This is a genomic window from Streptomyces sp. NPDC048434, assembly GCF_043200375.1.
Lineage (GTDB): Bacteria > Actinomycetota > Actinomycetes > Streptomycetales > Streptomycetaceae > Streptomyces.
On record NZ_JBICXQ010000034.1, the window covers coordinates 1 to 14,741 of the forward strand.

The window sequence follows — 14,741 nt, forward strand, 5'->3', positions numbered from 1 at the left end:
GGACCTGGCGGCCGGCGCTCGTACCCCACCAGCCCTCGCATCTCCTGCACCGCCCGTGGGGGGGGGGGGGGGGGGGGGGGGGCCCCCCCCGGGGGGGGGGGGGGGGGGGGGGGGGGGGGGGGGGCGCCCCCCCCCCCCCCACGGCCCCGTCAGATCTCGCGCACCTCGAAGGTGTCCAGGACGAACTCCGCTTTCCCGTCGTCGGCCACCTTGCGCAGCCCCACCCATGCCTCGCCGTCGGCCGGTGCGGTGAACTCATAGGTGTGGGCGGCCGGTTCGGTGGCGACGGGCAGCGGGGTGCGGGTCAGTTCGCGGGGTGCGGGCGCGTCGACGGCGGTGACCCAGGCGTACTGGCCGGCCTTCTCGTTCTCGTAGCGAAAGGTGATCCGGTAGCGGCGGCCGGGGAGGAAGCGGACGGTGTGCGGGACCGTCCGGTAGACGAGCCCGGTGTTCTCGCCGCGCGACTTGAGCGACTGGCCGCCGTCGATGACATCGTCGACGGCCTTGCCGTTCCAGCCGCGCCGGGTGAATGGGGCGTGCCGCTGGGCGATATGGGTGCGGGGGTCGGTGACGCCGCCCGCGTCGCCCTTGACGAAGACGCCCCAGCCCTGGGGCACCTGCTCGAAGTCCTCGTAGGCCAGGGCACCCTTCTTGGTGGTGGGACGGGAGGGTACGACGCGCAGGCTGTCGAATCTGACCCGGGCCCGGCCCGCCGCCGCGGTGAGGGCGAGGGTGACCGGTCCGCCGCCCTCGGGGACGGTGAAGTGGGTGAAGAGGCGCTGGAAGCGGGTGCCGGACTTCCGGTCGGCGGCGACGTAGTTGCCGGCGGTGGAGGTGTCGGTCCAGTTGGCGGCACCGACGCCGTCGGCAGTACGGATCTCCAGGGCGGCCCGCCGCCGCTCGCCCGCCGTGGCGCCGACCTCGACCTGTACCGAGGCGGCATAGCTGCCGGGGGCGAGCCGGGCGAGTGACTGGGCGACGGTGGCGGCCGCGCCCGCCTCGATGACCAGCTCATAGTCGCCCAGCTTGCTGAGCTGGACGGAGGCCGGGCCGGTGACCTGCCGGCCGGCCAGGTTCCCGGAGTGGAAGCCGGGGTCGGTCAGGGGCGTGCCCTCGCCCCAGGCGGGGTCCCTCCGGGCCGGGGCCTTGCCGCGGTGGACGACGTAGGCGACGCCGGGCCGGGCGGTGAGGGTGATCCTGCCGCCGCTGACGGGGACCCGGGTTTCCTGGGTGCGGCCCTGGTCGGTGAGCCGGTAGGCGTAAACGGCCGCCGTGCCCGACCAGCCGCGGGGCAGGGTCCAGGTGGTCGTGCCGCCGTGCGGGCTGTAGTGGTAGAGCCGGTGCGGGTCGGTGGCCCGGCGGGGTTCCCAGGGGAGCAGATAGGTGCCGTCGTCGTAGACGAGGCGGCCGTCGGTGGTGATCTTGCGGGTGCCGTCGGCGTCGCTGACGGAGGTCTTGGTGGGGCCCTCGAAGGCGATCTCGTGCGCGCCCCAGGTCCTGATCGGGTACGCCTGGAGGTACTTGGCGGGCAGGGCGTCGGTCCAGATGATGGTGTGGAACGCGTTCCAGTCGGTCTTGCCCACCCAGCCCTCGAAGTTGCCCATCCGGCCGTTGCCGAGCAGGGTGGGCCACTTGTCGGCGAAGACGTCCTTGTGGTGGTTGCGCAGGAAGCGGATCAGCCGGGAGTTGATGCCGCGGGAGGTGTCGGGGCCGTAGTCGGTCTCGTTCGCCCAGTGCGACCAGAGGGCGGAACGCTCCAGGCCGTGCCCCCATTCGGTGGCGATCTGCCAGCCCTGGTCGCGCAGATGGCGCTGCAGCCGGTCGGAGTTCCAGCCGGACTCGCGGAAGACGTCGAGGTAGAGGGTGTTCAGCGCGGGGTCGGTCTCCTTGCGCAGCTGCGCGAAGCGCCGGGCGATATCGCCGGAGACCAGATCGCGGCGGGCGTCGATGCGGTAGGACTGGTCGAGCCAGTCCCACTGCTCGTCGTCCTTGTCGACGAGCGTTTCGGAGAAGGCGTGGGCGACGGGGTAGGACTCGGTGGCGTTGACGTGCACCGCGAAGTCGCTGTTCCACTTCTTTCCGGCGCGGAGCAGGGTGTTGAGGTCGTCGAGTCCGCCGGCCCGCGAGTTGTAGTTGCCGCCGTAGTCGGGGTGTGCGGAGTCGTGGCCTTCGGACTGGTAGCCCTTGAGGAGGGTGAACTGCCGCAGTCCGTCGGTGGCCAGGGAGATCCGCTTGACGTGGTCGAGGGTGGCGAGGAACGGGTTGGTGGCCTGGCTGGCGAAGTTGAACGGGATGTGCGGGACGACCCGCAGATGCTGTTCGTCGGCGCCCAGCGGCACGACCATGATGTCGCGCAGCGCGAGGGCGCCGTCCTGCCAGTCGGTCTTGCCGTCGCCGTTGCGGTCGCGGGTGACGATGACGGTCGCGTACGGCAGCGGGTCGGTGGCGAGGGGGGCGCCTCCCGCGCGAGCGGAGTCGAGAGTGGGGGACGGCTGCCCGGCCGCCCGGTGTGTCCACTGGCCGCAGGACAGCTGCGCCTTGACGAACCCGTCGCCCTTGACGGTCTGCCGCCAGAGCCGGCCGTTCTCCCAGGTGGTGGCTCCGGCGGGCTTGTCGTAGGAGGTGTTGGTCTCGACGGCGGCGGCCAGCTCGTCGGTGGCGACGACGGCGTAGGCGCATCCGGTGGGTGCGGCGTCGGCGGGGGTGGCGCCGGTGACCTGCACCAGGGTGTCGCCGCTCTTGGCCTTGTCCAGTTCGATCCGGGCGGCCAGCAGAGCGGCGCCGGGCTGGTCGCTGCGGACGCTCAGCAGGGCGAGGCCGGGGATCTCCAGGGTGCCGATGCGCAGTGCCGGGGTGTCGGTGATGCCGGTGACCCGCCAGGTCGTCTGCCGGCCCCGGACGGCGATCTCGACGGTGATCCTGGTGCCGCCGTCGAAGCCGAGGGTGTAGGCGGCGCGGTCGGCGCGGGTGCGGTGGGTGACGTGCGGGGTGCGGGCGGTGCCGTCGATGAGGACCTGGGTGACCGGGGTGTCCTGGCCGTGCAGGACGGCGCCGGTGCCGCGGTCGGTGTAGGAGACGATGCGGGGGAAGGCGGTGTCGACCCGGACCTCCAGCGCGTCGGACCGGAGTACCGCCTCGCCGGCGCGGGGCGCGGCGGCGGCGGGGGGCGCGCCGAGCGGGAGGGCGCCGGTGACCCCGGCGAGCGCGGTGGCGGCGACGACCGTTCTGCGGCTGGGCCCGCGCGGGGCGCCTGTCTGTTCGTTCACGCGCGCTGTCCTCCTTCGTGCCTGCACTGCCTGTCGGCGGACAGCGTGCTGCGCATGCGGGGTGTGCGCCTATGGACAAAGGAGGGACAGGTGTTGGACAGATGTGGGGCGCCCGCGGGTGGCGGCGGGAAGCCGGTCCGGCCGGGTGGCCTCAGACCGTCGCCCCGCCGTCGAGGGGCAGTACGGCGGTGAGTTCCCAGCCGCCCTCCGCCGCGGGGCCCGCGCTGAGCCGTCCGCCCATCGCCTCGGCCCGTTCGGTGAGGCCGGCCAGGCCGAAGCCGCCGCCGCGGGCCTGTTCGCACAGCCGCGCCGGGCTGCCGCCGTCGTTGGCGATACGCAGTTCCGCCCCCACGGGTACCGGCCGCAGGCCGATCCGTACCGCCGTGGCGTCCGCCGCGTGCTTGCGGACATTGGTCAGCGCCTCGCGCACGATGCGGTAGACCGCCGCGGCCACATCGTCCGGCAGCGCCTGTGCCAGGCCTTTGTCGACGGAGAGGACGACCGGCGGGCCGGTGCGGGCGAATGCCTCGGTCAGCGAGCAGACCTCGGCGAGCCCGGCGACCGGGTGGGGGTGCACCCCGTCCTCGCGCAGCACCCGCACCAGCCGGCGCATCGCGCCCAGCGCCTCGCTGCCGGAGGCCTCGATCCGTTCGAGGGTGGCGCCGGCCTGACGGCCTTCGGGGGCGGTGAAGCGGGCGGCGCGGGCCTGGACGACGATGCCGGTGACGTGGTGGGCGACCAGGTCGTGCAACTCCCGCGCCAGTTCCAGCCGCTCGGCGGCCCGGACGGCCGCGAGATCGCGCAGCCGCCGGGCGTCCTGCCGGCGCAGGATCGTCGAATAGGCGGCGACGACCACGGTGAGCACGACGGAGACGACGGTGAAGAGGCCCGGCCGGATGTCCCGTACCGGGGCGAGGACGCAGGCCAGGCCCAGCATCGGGCCGAGGACGGCGGCGGTGCGGCCGGGCGCGCGGCGGACCACGGCGGTGAGCAGGACGAGCAGGGCGATGCCCTCGCCCAGGCCCCACACCTCCCGCGCGTGCTGCCCGGCGATCAGCACCGCCGACGCGGAGAGGGAGACCACGGCCGCGGTCCGGGCCCGGGCGGTCAGCGGGATCCGGGCGGCGGGTACCGCGCACAGACAGACCACGATGCCGGAGGCCACCACGATCAGGTGCGTGTGGGTGGGCCGACGGGCCAGCGCCAGGGCCTCGATACCGACGAGGAGCAGCAGTGCCACCGCCAGACCGGCCCGGGCGGCAACGGCTTTCCGTGGATGGGTCCTCGCCCACTCCGCCGGGCTCCGGCGCGCGGCCCGCCGGGCGCGACCCGGTCCGCCGCCCGGGACGCGACGCCTTCCGGTGCCCGCACCGTGCTCGCTCACGAGCTGCCGGAGCCCAGACCGCTCTCCCAGGCCCAGAAGGCGACCTCGACCCGGTTGCGGGCGTCCAGCTTGGTCTGCACGTTCGCCAGATGGGACTTGACCGTGGACAGCGAGAGATACAGGGCGCCGGCGATCTCGGCGTTGGTCCGGCCGCCGGCCAGCGCGCACACGACGTCCCGTTCGCGGTCGGTGAGCGGCTCGGAGGGGGTGCGGGCCGCCCGGCTCGGGCCGCCGGCCGGGGCCGGCTCGCGCAGCAGCCGGGCGGTGATCGCGGGCGAGAGCAGCAAGTGGCCGACGGCGGCGGCCCGTACGGCCTCCACGAGCAGCGCGGGGCTGGCGTCCTTGAGGAGGAAGCCGGAGGCACCGCCGTGCAGCGCGGCGTGCACATATTCGTCCAGGTCGAAGGTGGTGACGATGACGATCCGGGGGGTGTGCCGGTACCCGGGGCGGCCGGCCGCGCGCCCGGTCAGCCGGCGGGTGACCTCCAGACCGTCGGTCCTGGGCATCCGGATGTCCAGCAGCAGCACGTCGGGGCGCAGCCGTTCGACGGCCGCGAGGGCGGCCTCGCCGTCGGTGACATCGGCGACGACGTCGATGTCGTCCTGGCTCTCCAGGACCATCCGGAAGCCCATGCGGACCACTTCCTGATCGTCCGCGATCACCACACTGATCGGCATGTCGTTCCTCCTCGGCGCCATCGGGGTCGCGGGCCCGTATCCGTCCCTGCGGCCGGCCGGCCGTGCGCGCGGGCCGCTGCCGGGGGCGGTCCGGTGGACCGGCGCCGGGGCCCCGGTCAGCCCCGGACCGCGTTCGGGGGATCGTCGGCCGGCAACTCGACGGGCTCGTGCGGGCCGCCGAGCAGCACATAGGCGAGGGTCGCGGCGGAGGCGGTGAGGAGCAGCGCGGCGAGGACCGTCACGCGGTGATCGCGGTCGCGTGCCGGGCGCCGGGGGCGGGTCTCGGTGGTCATGCCGTTCACGTTAGGGAGCCGTGCCGCGGCAGCCCATAGGCCGTCCGGTCATCCGTGACGGCACAAGGCCCGTCCGGAAGCACGAACTTGGTCCCGCGGCGGGCGGACCAACGGCCGTGGGGCGAAGGGACCAACGGCCGGGACCAAGGTCCGGGACTCCGGACCCGGCGAAGGGCCCGGGGAGCGGCTCCCCGGGCCCTTCGTGTGCGTGGTGCGGTCAGCCGCCCAGTTCGCCCGCGGCCTTCTTGATGTTCGCGGCGAAGGTGCTCACCTCGCTGTAGACACCGGGCTTGCCGGGCCGTGCGCAGCCCTCGCCCCAGGAGACGATGCCGACCTGGAGCCACTGCCCGCCGTCGTCCTTGCGGAACATCGGGCCGCCGGAGTCACCCTGGCAGGTGTCGACGCCACCGGTGTCCAGCTTGCCCGCGCAGATCTCGTCGCCGGGCGTCAGCTGGTCGCCGTAGGCCTTCTGGCAGGCGGCGTCGTCCACGAAGGGCACGGTGGCCTTGAGGAGGTAGCGCTGCTGGCTGCCGCCTTCCTTGTCGGCGCCCCAGCCGGCGATGGTGAAGTCGCCGTTGTTGAGCTTGTCGTCCTCGGCGATCTTCAGCGTGGGCTGGTCAATCGGCTTGGCGAGCTTGATGAGCGCCCAGTCCTTGCCCTTGCCGTTGTAGCCGGGGGCCTGCAGGACCTTTGTGGAGTTCACCTTGACGGCGTGGGCGTCCTCCAGGTCGGCCACGCCCGCGGTGGCCGTGATGGAGGTGTTCGCTCCGCTGCCGTCGACGCAGTGCGCCGCGGTGAGCACGATGTCCTTGGCGTACAGGGCGCCGCCGCAGCCCATCGACAGCCGGACCATGAAGGGGAATTCACCCTGGTCGGCCTTGGTGCCGCCGACGACCTTGGTGTGGACGGAGCCGGACGGGCCCGGCGAGGGGGCGGCCGAGGCCGATCCGGGCTGGAGGCTGAAGGCGGCCAGGGCGACCGCGCCGAGGGCAGTGGTTCTCTTGAGGTACTTCCGGTAGCTGCGCAACGGGCTTCCTTTCGTGGGGGGTTGCCGTCGCTGACGAGCCCATGCCAACACCGGAGCCGGACGTGGCCGCCGCAGAAGGTGCGTGGAGGACGGCAGCACGCCGCAAGGCGTCCGGACCCAGTGGGGGATGAGTCCGTAAAGCGCCCTGTGATTATGTGGAGTGTCCGATCAGGGTGACAAGAGTGCGCATCCGGCCAACTCGCCTGCCACACAGGCCCCGTACGGCCCATACCGGACCTTCCCGGCCCCCCGTACAGTGGCCGGGTGACCACGGGCGGCAGTGAGATCGAGCACGGATACCCTCATCTCGACACGGTGCGCGCGGCCGTCCATGCGCTGTTCAAACGCCTGTCGTACGACACGGTGAACACCTTCGCCACCAGCGTGCTGCCGGTCGATGTGGCCTTCGACGAGACCGAGGATCTGCACCTGGGGGCCCAGCGGGTCGCCCGTGCCATGGTCCGCCGGCTGCATCTGCCGGACGCACGGACGGTCATCACCTTCCGCGAGATGGAACACGCCGCCGCCGTCGAACTCACCGCGGGTCCCGAGTACTTCATCGAGCTCAACGACCGCTTCAAGAAGCACCGCAAGGACATCGGCGCCGCGCTGGCCCATGAGGTGATGCATCTGTACCTGCACCGTCTGGACCTGTCGTTCCCCGGCACCCGCGACAACGAGATCCTCACCGACACCGCCGCCGCCTACCTCGGCGCGGGCTGGCTGCTGCTGGACGCCTACCGTGAGCACGGCCCGTTCTCGCAGAAACTCGGCTATCTGACGCCGGAGGAGTTCGGCTATGTCCTCGCCAAGCGGGCCGAGTTCTTCGGCGAGGACCCGTCACCGTGGTTCACCAGCCCGCAGGGGTACGACGCGTACACCGCGGGCGCGGCGCGGGCCCGGCAGGACGCGCGCCGGCCACCGCTCGCCGCCGCCGGCTGGGCCGCCCGGCTGCGCTACGCCAAGGACCGCCGGGCGGCGCAGGATCCACGGCGGGCCGGTCACCCGCCCACCGCCGGCGACTACGCCTTCGAGGGCCCGCCGCCGCTGCGGGTGTCCTTCCCCTGCCCCGCCTGCCACCAGCGGATCCGCGTCCCGGTCCGCGGCCGGCTCCAGGCCCGCTGCGGGCTGTGCAAGACGCTGCTGGACTGCGATACGTGACGGCGGGCAGCGCCGTTCGGGACCGGCCGCCGTTCGGTGGGCCGGGCCCTAGACCCACCCCTCCAGACCCGCCATGAAGCCGTCGAAGTCGTCGCGGTGGATGGTGTGTCCGACGCCGGGCACCGTACGGACTTCGAAGCCGCGGCCGGTCAGCTCGTCCGCCGCCTGCTCGGAGAAGAGGAACCCCTCCCCCGCGAACTGCACCAGCGAGGGGACGACCGGCTTCTCGGGCACATGGTCCTGCCGGTGCACGGCGGACAGCGCGAGGGCGGTAGCGGTGTCCCACTCCGCGACCGTGGCCAGCTCGATGTCGAGATCGGCCTCGTTCCAGCGCGGATTGAAGGTGCGCAGCATCGCCCGGTCCGCCCGCTTGAACGTGACGAACAGGGCCGGGTCGACGGGCTCCTGGAACCGGGGGAACGACCACGCCGGATCGCTGTAGACCGCCCGCCGCGGCTGCAGCCGCTCCACCGCCAGGGACAGCGCCAGGCCGCCCAGTGAATGCCCGATGACGACCTCGGGGGAGGCGGGCAGGGTCTCCACGAGGTCCTCGGCGAACAGTTCGGTGTCGTAGTCGCCGCGCGGGCTGCGGCCGTGGCCGCGCAGATCGACGGCGAGGACGCGATAGCCCCGGTCGGCGAGCGCCGGACCGACGCGGTGCCAGGTGCGGTGATCGGACATCAGCCCGTGGACCAGCACCGCGGTGCGTTCACCGGAGCCCCATTCGTGGGTGTGCAGCTGCATGCCCGTGCCTCTCCTCGGTTCCCGCGCTCGCCGCCTGCCGATGTTCTCCGGCCCGGTGCCCCGGGCCGGGCCGCACCCGCGCGAGATTACACGTGTAAGTAGCGTTGAGGGATCCGCCCCGCCCCGGCCCGCCGCACCAAATCCCTGTGCGAGGATGCCCAGCAGCATGACTGACCGAGCCGGCCCTCGGGCCACCTCAACTCCCCCGACCAGTGCGGCTGTTGCCCGCCGCGCCGGGGTGTCGCGCGCCACGGTCTCCTACGTACTGAACGGGCAGACCGCCGGGCGGGTCGGCGAGCGCACCCAGGCCAGGGTGCGGGCGGCCGCCGAGGAGCTGGGGTATGTGCCGCACGCCGCCGCCCGCAGTCTGCGGTCCGGCCGGGGCAGCCTCGTGGTGCTGGCCGCCCCCGCCGACACGGCCCCGGTCTTCGGCCCCCTCTTCACCCGCTTCGTGGCCGGCTTCCAGACCGCGCTGGACCGCCTCGGCTACACCGGCGTGCTGCACGGCGCACCCGCCGGCTCCCCCATGGCGGCCGCCCGCGCCTGGGCCGAACTGCGCCCCGCCGCCGTGCTGACCCTGCACGGCCCGCCGCTGGACGCGCCCGCCGTCGAGCTGCTGCACCGGTCCGGCACCGCCGCTGTCCTCACCCACGGCCCGTCGGCACCCCCCGGCGCCCACACCCTCCTCCTCGACCAGCGCGAGGCCGGACTCCGTGCCGGTGAGCGCCTCCTGGCCCGCGGCCGTCGCCGGATCGGTGTGGTGCGGCCGGCCGAACCGGGCCTGGCGGACCGGTCGGAGTCCCGCCTGGCGGGCGTACGGGCCGCGGCCGCCGGGCACCCCGGTGCCGAAGTGCGCCCGCTCGGCCTCGCCCGCACCGAGGAGTCCGCGGCGGCGCTGGCGGCGGCGTGGCCGGAGCTGGGCCTGGACGCGGTGTTCGCCTACGACGACGAGTACGCGATGCTGCTGATGCGCGCCCTCCAGGACGCCGGCCACCTCATCGGCGCCGACGGCCCGGACCGCCTCGCGGTGGTCGGCGCCGACGATCTGCTGCTGGCCCGGCTGCTGCGGCCCCGGCTGACCAGCGTCCGCGCCGAGATGACGCCCCCGGAGCAGATCGCCGGTCTGGTCGCCGCCCTGATCCGCGACCCCGCCACCGCGCCCACCACCCACCGGCTGGGCACCTTCCACGTCGAGGCACGCGACTCGGGCTGACGGCCGGGGCCCGTCACGGCGGCACCTCGCGGACCGTCATGCGCCTCGGGCGCCTGGGCGCGCACCTCGCCCCGTACGGGTCACCGCACCGTCCGGCCCCGGCCCGCCCCGGGCGGTCCGCGCCCTCACAGCCAGTGCTTCTCCGGCGTGGCCGCGGCCAGGACGTCCCGTGCGCCGGTGCGCAGGGGTACGCCGTGCGGTACGCACACCGTGTCCACGTCGTCGAGCGCGGCGAGCCGCCGGAAGGACGCGATGGCTTCCTCCCGTGCGACGTTGAACGGGCCGAGGACCACTCGGCCGCCGTCGGGGCTGGTGGCGATGATGTCGCCGGGGAAGAGCAGCCGGCTCGCGGGCAGGTGCAGTGCGATGCCGCCGGGTGTGTGGCCGGGGACGTGCAGCACCCGCACCGTCTCCCCCCAGCCGTCGAGGGTGTCTCCGTCGTGCAGGACGACATCGACCTCGGCGTGGCGCAGCGGCGGTGTCCCGGCAGCCGCCAGGTCCGCCATGACCCGTTCGTGCAGGGTCAGTTCCATGGGGGTCGGCACCGGCGTGGGTTCGGGGGCGGTGCCACGGATGTACGGGGCGTCCAGTGCGCCGGCCAGGACGCGGGCGCCGGTGGCGGCGGCCAGGTCGGCGGCGGAGCCCATGTGGTCCAGGTGGAAGTGGGTGAGCACGATCTGCCGCAGCTGTTCCGGCCGGCCGCCGAGCCGGGCGAGGGCGTCGAGGATGGCGGGGGCCGAGCCGGGGATGCCGGTGTCGACCACCGCGTAGCCGTCGTCGGGGAGGGCGACGACATACACATGCCCGACGGGGAAGGGCAGTTGCCAGACGGTGGGGGTGATCTCGATGAGTGCGTCCATGACCCGGACGCTAGCGGGCGGACGGTCCACCGCCGCCGCTTTTTCGCCGTGGGCGGACCGGGCGAAGGGACCTCTCCCCGGCCCCGACGGCATCGACGGAATGCGGCCGGAACCTGTCTTGCGCCTGGTGCGTCCCATCCGTGACACAAGGAGGCAATGTCATGCGAGGATCCCACCTCTCCCGCACCCGTACCCTCACCACCGTGCTCGCGCTGGCGGCGGCCGGTGCCGTCGCGCTGTCCGGCTGTGGCCAGAATCAGCAGAAGGTGACCCCCGCGTCGCCGCCGAAGAAGCAGGATGCGTTCGACCGGCGGGCGGACCAGATAGTGCAGGACTGGCCGAAGGTCTCCCCGGTGCACGGCCGGCAGCAGGCGCTGCTGCCGCTGGTCGCCGCGGAGCGCCCCAAGAACACGGGGGTACGGGAGATCACCGTCACCGTCGGGCACAGCGCCTGCGATATCCGCTTCGGTGCGCGCAGTCATGAGTCGAAGGACCTCGTGGTGATCACCGGCTGGGGCAAGCGGAAGAGCGCCAAGGGGATGTGCACCGAGCAACTGGCCACCGACAAGGTGACGGTGCACCTCAAGAGCGCGCTGGACGGCCGCAAGGTCGTGGACGCGGCGACCGGCAAGCAGCTCCTCAAGGGCTGACCGGCGCGCGCGGCAGGACAGCGCGTCCGCTGCGCGGTGCGCGTTTCGAGCGCACTCCAACACCTAGGCTCGTCCGTATGAGCCCTTCCATCGCCAGCAACACCCGTGTCGAGCTGCCCGAACTGCTGGAGTTCGTCCGCCCCCGTCATCGCGCGATCCTGCTCACCCGCCGCAGCGACGGCACCCCGCAGGGCTCGCCGCTGACCTGCGGGGTGGACGACTCCGGGCGGCTGGTCATGTCGACGTATCCGGAGCGCGCCAAGGTCCGTAACGCCCGCCGGGTCTCGTCGGTCAGCGTCATCGTGCTGTCCGACGAATGGAACGGGCCGTGGGTGCAGATCGATGGCGAGGCCGAGGTCGTCGACGCCCCGGATTCGATCGAGCCGCTCGTCGACTACTACCGCAACATCGCCGGGGAGCACCCGGACTGGGACGAGTACCGGGAGGCGATGCGCAAGCAGGGCAAGTCGCTGATCCGGGTGACGCCGCTGCGCTGGGGGCCGGTCGCGACCGGCGGTTTCCCGGCCCGGCTCACGGAGGACGGCGACGCCTGACCCGCGCCCGTCGCGGTCCGGTGCGCCGGCCGGGCGGGCGTCAACGGGTGGTGCGGGTACCGCCGTTGACGTTCAGCACCTGGCCGGTCAGGTGCCGGGCCGCCGGTGACGCCAGGAAGGCCACGGTCCCGGCGATGTGGTCCGGGGACCCCGGGCGGCCCACCGCCGAGGCGGCCACCAGGCGGTCACGGCGCTCGTCGGTGAGCCGGTCGCGGAAGAAGTCGGTGCCGGCGATATAGCCGGGCGCGACGACGTTGGCGGTGATGTCGCGGGGGCCGAGGGTCCGGGACAGCTCGACGTTCCAGGAGGCGAGGCCGGCCTTGGCCGCTCCGTAGGCACCGGCGCCCTGGTCGGCGGCGATCGATCCGATGTGGACGACCGCGCCACCGGGCGCCAGCCGGCCGTCGAGCGCCTTGGTGGTCAGCGCGGCGCTGACCAGGTTGGCGTCGAGGTTGGCGCGGAAGTCCCGGGCGTAGGCCCCCAGGCCGGTGGCGCCGTCCGCGTCGAGGTCGGTGTTGCCGCCGGCGTTGTTGACCAGGACGTCGATCAGCTCGGGGAGTCCGGCGAGCAGCGCGGTGAGCGCCCGGGGGTCGGTGTGGTCGCACACCAGCAGGCGGACGGTCCGGCGGCCGGCCGCGGTCTCGTCGAGGGGCCCGGGGCGCCGGCCGGTGACGATGACATCGTCGCCGGCGTCCGCGAAGTGGTGGGCGACGGCGCGCCCGATGCCGGTGCCGCCGCCGGTGACCAGGATGGTGCGTGCCATATGCTGAGCTCCGTCCGTCACGTTCAGCTCTAAATTTAGAGCTGAACATAACACCGCCGGGAGGGCCCGTGGCAAGAGAATCCGAGCCGGAGGACGGCTACGGCTATCCGATGGCCCACGCCTCCTCGTACCCCGTCGAGGAGATCGCCGCCGCCTGGGAGCGCGAGCGCCCCGGCACACCGGTCTCCTCCATCGGCATCGTGACGCCGATCTGGCGGCTGGCGAAGCTGCTGGGCGACGACCGGCGCCGGGTGCTGGCCCGCGCCGGGATGGACCCGGCCACCCTCGACCTGCTCAGCGTGCTGCGCCGCAGCGGGAAGCCGTACACCCTGACCACCCGCGAACTCGGCCGTCGCTCCCTGATCACCGCGGGGGCGGTCTCCCAGCGGGTGGCCCGCGCCGAGCGCGAGGGGCTGGTCACCCGGCGGCCCGGCGAGGGGCGTCCGCGTACGGTCGTGGTCGAGCTGACCCCGGCCGGCCATGAGCGGATCGAGGCGACCGTCGACCAAGTGCTGTGCCGCGAGGCCGAGTTGATCGACGGACTCACCCCCGAGCAGCAGGAACAGCTCGCCGGTCTGCTGCGGATCCTGCTCCAGGACACCCAGCGCAAGCTCGGCGACGACCGGATCGGCCAGGTCGGCGAAGACTGAGAACCCGGCCGGTCAGGTGCGGGGCGGAGCGAGGGCGAGGGAGGGGAACAGTGCCTCGTCGGACAGCCCGAGCTGCGCACGGAAGGCCGTACGGCCCGTCGCGGTGACGGTGAGGATGCGGGTGGCGACGGCCTTGACGATCCAGCCCTGCTCCAGGGCGTGCCGGTAGAGGGCGGCGCCGACCGCGCCGGAGAGATGCCGGCGGCGCACCGTCCAGTCGAGGCAGGTGCGGACATGGGCCCGGTGGACGGCCGAAGGACCGGCGTCGGGGATGCCGAGGGCGGTCAGCCAGCCGGCGCCGGCGCCGGTCAGCACCGGGCCGTAGTCCCGCCCCAGCAGGCCGCGTTCGATCATCGCCTCGACGATGGCGACGCCGAGCGCACCGGCGATGTGGTCGTAGCACGTCCGGGCGTGGTGCAGGGCCCTGCGGTGATTGGCCTCGGCCAGGGAGCGGATCGGGACCTGGCGGTAGGGGGCCAGGGCGGCGAGGTTCTCCAGGGTTTCCGCGGCCTCCGTTCCGGCCAGGCGTACGTAGCGCCGTCGCCCCCGGCGCTCCTCGGCGAGCAGGCCGCCGGAGACCAGGAGGTTGAGGTGCTCGGTGGTGGTGGAAGGTGCGACCGCGGCGTACTCGGCCAGTTCGCCGGCGGTCCAGGAGCCGCCGTCGAGCAGGGCCATACAGATGGCGGCACGGGTGCGGTCCGCGAGCAGCGCCGCCAGGGCGGCCAGATCGGGGGTTTCCGCGACGCTTTCCAGATCGGCGTCCCATCGTTTCATGTACACAGAGTAACCTCTGATAACATTTCGGTGAGCACCGAATCATCCGGCTTCTATCCTCGGGACCATGAAGGTCGCGCTGGAGAAGAGCAGTTCGGTCGTCCCGGCGCTGCTGTCCACGGAGAATGACGACGGGACATTCGTGCTGGTCGAGCTGCGCATCCGATGGGAGCTCGGACCGGTCGTCAGCGTCTGGCTGCCGGCCCGCGGGCGGACCGCGCAGAATCTCGCGGTGCGCCCGGACGTGGTCTTCAATCTGCCGCCGGACGGGGCGGGAGCCGAGGAGGGGACGAGCGTCATGCCCCGCGCCACGGACACGCCGTGGACGGAGCCGTCCGAACTGGTGCGGCCGCCCCGACTGGTGCACTGTCCGGTGCAGTTGGAGGCGCGCCGGGTCGGGGAGCGGACGGTCACCGACGGGGCGTGGACACAGATCGAGGCGCAGGTGCTGCGGGTGCATGCCGATCCGCGGTGGGTGCTGCCGCTGGGCGGCCGGCGGACCGACCGGGAGTCCTGGCATCCGCCGGTGCACGATTTCCGGCCGTCGGGCACTCCCCCGCCACCGGCCGTGCCGGCGCCCGCGCGGGAGATGGCACGGCAGTTGGGGCGGCGCTTCCCCGCCGGCCGCGGCGGCTCGTAGGGCGCCTGCCGCAGCGCAGCGGGCCCGGTGGCAAAAATCCGCGGCGCCTGCCCTCCGGTCGGGGGGAGGGGACAGGCGCCGCGGC

At 73.5% G+C, this 14,741-nt stretch carries 15 protein-coding genes; 6 read left to right on the plus strand and 9 right to left on the minus strand.

The genetic code is table 11. The annotated features are described in order from the left end of the window. Positions 1 to 149: 149 nt before the first annotated feature. The 5 genes from ACGFWI_RS32445 to ACGFWI_RS32465 all read right to left on the minus strand — a co-directional run bounded on the left by ACGFWI_RS32445 (position 150) and on the right by ACGFWI_RS32465 (position 6,647). Positions 150 to 3,266, minus strand: coding sequence for an endo-alpha-N-acetylgalactosaminidase family protein (locus tag ACGFWI_RS32445; protein WP_393909621.1), 3,117 nt, complete (start codon positions 3,264 to 3,266; stop codon positions 150 to 152). Positions 3,267 to 3,417: 151 nt separating this feature from the next. Then, complete coding sequence (locus ACGFWI_RS32450; RefSeq protein WP_393909622.1) at positions 3,418 to 4,506, minus strand: sensor histidine kinase; 1,089 nt, start codon at positions 4,504 to 4,506, stop codon at positions 3,418 to 3,420. 140 nt (positions 4,507 to 4,646) lie between these two features. Continuing rightward, entirely contained in the window at positions 4,647 to 5,327 is a 681-nt protein-coding gene (locus ACGFWI_RS32455; protein WP_393909623.1) for a response regulator, read from the minus strand. A gap of 116 nt (positions 5,328 to 5,443) precedes the next feature. Next, complete coding sequence (locus ACGFWI_RS32460; protein WP_393909624.1) at positions 5,444 to 5,620, minus strand: hypothetical protein; 177 nt, start codon at positions 5,618 to 5,620, stop codon at positions 5,444 to 5,446. Positions 5,621 to 5,837: 217 nt separating this feature from the next. Beyond that, a complete protein-coding gene (locus ACGFWI_RS32465; RefSeq protein WP_393909625.1) occupies positions 5,838 to 6,647 on the minus strand; it encodes a S1 family peptidase in 810 nt (269 codons plus the stop codon). Between the two features lie 264 nt (positions 6,648 to 6,911). On the opposite strand from ACGFWI_RS32465, the gene ACGFWI_RS32470 reads away from it, so the two are divergent. After that, a complete protein-coding gene (locus tag ACGFWI_RS32470; protein WP_393909626.1) occupies positions 6,912 to 7,808 on the plus strand; it encodes a hypothetical protein in 897 nt (298 codons plus the stop codon). Positions 7,809 to 7,856: 48 nt separating this feature from the next. Here the strand turns inward: ACGFWI_RS32470 and ACGFWI_RS32475 are convergent, their stop codons facing one another. Further along, positions 7,857 to 8,552, minus strand: a complete 696-nt coding sequence (locus ACGFWI_RS32475) for an alpha/beta fold hydrolase (RefSeq protein ID WP_393909627.1) — start codon at positions 8,550 to 8,552, stop codon at positions 7,857 to 7,859. Between the two features lie 166 nt (positions 8,553 to 8,718). On the opposite strand from ACGFWI_RS32475, the gene ACGFWI_RS32480 reads away from it, so the two are divergent. Then, on the plus strand, positions 8,719 to 9,765 hold the full coding sequence (locus tag ACGFWI_RS32480; RefSeq protein ID WP_393909628.1) for a LacI family DNA-binding transcriptional regulator: 1,047 nt from the start codon (positions 8,719 to 8,721) through the stop codon (positions 9,763 to 9,765). 125 nt (positions 9,766 to 9,890) lie between these two features. Here ACGFWI_RS32480 and ACGFWI_RS32485 read toward each other — a convergent pair whose 3' ends face one another. Then, on the minus strand, positions 9,891 to 10,625 hold the full coding sequence (locus ACGFWI_RS32485) for an MBL fold metallo-hydrolase (protein WP_393909629.1): 735 nt from the start codon (positions 10,623 to 10,625) through the stop codon (positions 9,891 to 9,893). A 161-nt stretch (positions 10,626 to 10,786) separates the two neighbouring features. Between ACGFWI_RS32485 and ACGFWI_RS32490 the strand changes: the two genes are divergently transcribed. Further along, the gene (locus ACGFWI_RS32490) at positions 10,787 to 11,275 is read left to right on the plus strand and encodes a hypothetical protein (protein WP_393909630.1); all 489 of its coding nucleotides are present in this window, start codon (positions 10,787 to 10,789) and stop codon (positions 11,273 to 11,275) included. 77 nt (positions 11,276 to 11,352) lie between these two features. Continuing rightward, complete coding sequence (locus ACGFWI_RS32495) at positions 11,353 to 11,829, plus strand: PPOX class F420-dependent oxidoreductase (RefSeq protein ID WP_393909631.1); 477 nt, start codon at positions 11,353 to 11,355, stop codon at positions 11,827 to 11,829. A gap of 40 nt (positions 11,830 to 11,869) precedes the next feature. Here ACGFWI_RS32495 and ACGFWI_RS32500 read toward each other — a convergent pair whose 3' ends face one another. Continuing rightward, entirely contained in the window at positions 11,870 to 12,592 is a 723-nt protein-coding gene (locus ACGFWI_RS32500; protein ID WP_393909632.1) for an SDR family NAD(P)-dependent oxidoreductase, read from the minus strand. Between the two features lie 110 nt (positions 12,593 to 12,702). On the opposite strand from ACGFWI_RS32500, the gene ACGFWI_RS32505 reads away from it, so the two are divergent. Further along, the gene (locus ACGFWI_RS32505) at positions 12,703 to 13,242 is read left to right on the plus strand and encodes a MarR family winged helix-turn-helix transcriptional regulator (protein ID WP_393909699.1); all 540 of its coding nucleotides are present in this window, start codon (positions 12,703 to 12,705) and stop codon (positions 13,240 to 13,242) included. 12 nt (positions 13,243 to 13,254) lie between these two features. Here the strand turns inward: ACGFWI_RS32505 and ACGFWI_RS32510 are convergent, their stop codons facing one another. Then, positions 13,255 to 14,016: a winged helix-turn-helix domain-containing protein gene (locus tag ACGFWI_RS32510; protein WP_393909633.1), complete on the minus strand. Its 762-nt coding sequence runs from the start codon at positions 14,014 to 14,016 to the stop codon at positions 13,255 to 13,257. Between the two features lie 67 nt (positions 14,017 to 14,083). On the opposite strand from ACGFWI_RS32510, the gene ACGFWI_RS32515 reads away from it, so the two are divergent. Further along, positions 14,084 to 14,656 carry a hypothetical protein gene (locus ACGFWI_RS32515; protein WP_393909634.1) on the plus strand — a complete coding sequence of 191 codons (573 nt, stop codon included), beginning with the start codon at positions 14,084 to 14,086 and terminating at the stop codon, positions 14,654 to 14,656. Positions 14,657 to 14,741 lie beyond the last annotated feature (85 nt).

Excerpts from the sequence above, each read along its gene's own strand:
- ACGFWI_RS32455 (WP_393909623.1), bottom strand. The coding sequence starts at position 5,327 with ATGCCGATCAGTGTGGTGATCGCGGACGATCAGGAAGTGGTCCGCATG.
- ACGFWI_RS32460 (WP_393909624.1), bottom strand. The coding sequence starts at position 5,620 with ATGACCACCGAGACCCGCCCCCGGCGCCCGGCACGCGACCGCGATCAC.
- ACGFWI_RS32475 (WP_393909627.1), bottom strand. The coding sequence starts at position 8,552 with ATGCAGCTGCACACCCACGAATGGGGCTCCGGTGAACGCACCGCGGTG.
- ACGFWI_RS32480 (WP_393909628.1), top strand. The coding sequence starts at position 8,719 with ATGACTGACCGAGCCGGCCCTCGGGCCACCTCAACTCCCCCGACCAGT.
- ACGFWI_RS32485 (WP_393909629.1), bottom strand. The coding sequence starts at position 10,625 with ATGGACGCACTCATCGAGATCACCCCCACCGTCTGGCAACTGCCCTTC.
- ACGFWI_RS32490 (WP_393909630.1), top strand. The coding sequence starts at position 10,787 with ATGCGAGGATCCCACCTCTCCCGCACCCGTACCCTCACCACCGTGCTC.
- ACGFWI_RS32495 (WP_393909631.1), top strand. The coding sequence starts at position 11,353 with ATGAGCCCTTCCATCGCCAGCAACACCCGTGTCGAGCTGCCCGAACTG.
- ACGFWI_RS32500 (WP_393909632.1), bottom strand. The coding sequence starts at position 12,592 with ATGGCACGCACCATCCTGGTCACCGGCGGCGGCACCGGCATCGGGCGC.
- ACGFWI_RS32505 (WP_393909699.1), top strand. The coding sequence starts at position 12,703 with ATGGCCCACGCCTCCTCGTACCCCGTCGAGGAGATCGCCGCCGCCTGG.
- ACGFWI_RS32510 (WP_393909633.1), bottom strand. The coding sequence starts at position 14,016 with ATGAAACGATGGGACGCCGATCTGGAAAGCGTCGCGGAAACCCCCGAT.
- ACGFWI_RS32515 (WP_393909634.1), top strand. The coding sequence starts at position 14,084 with ATGAAGGTCGCGCTGGAGAAGAGCAGTTCGGTCGTCCCGGCGCTGCTG.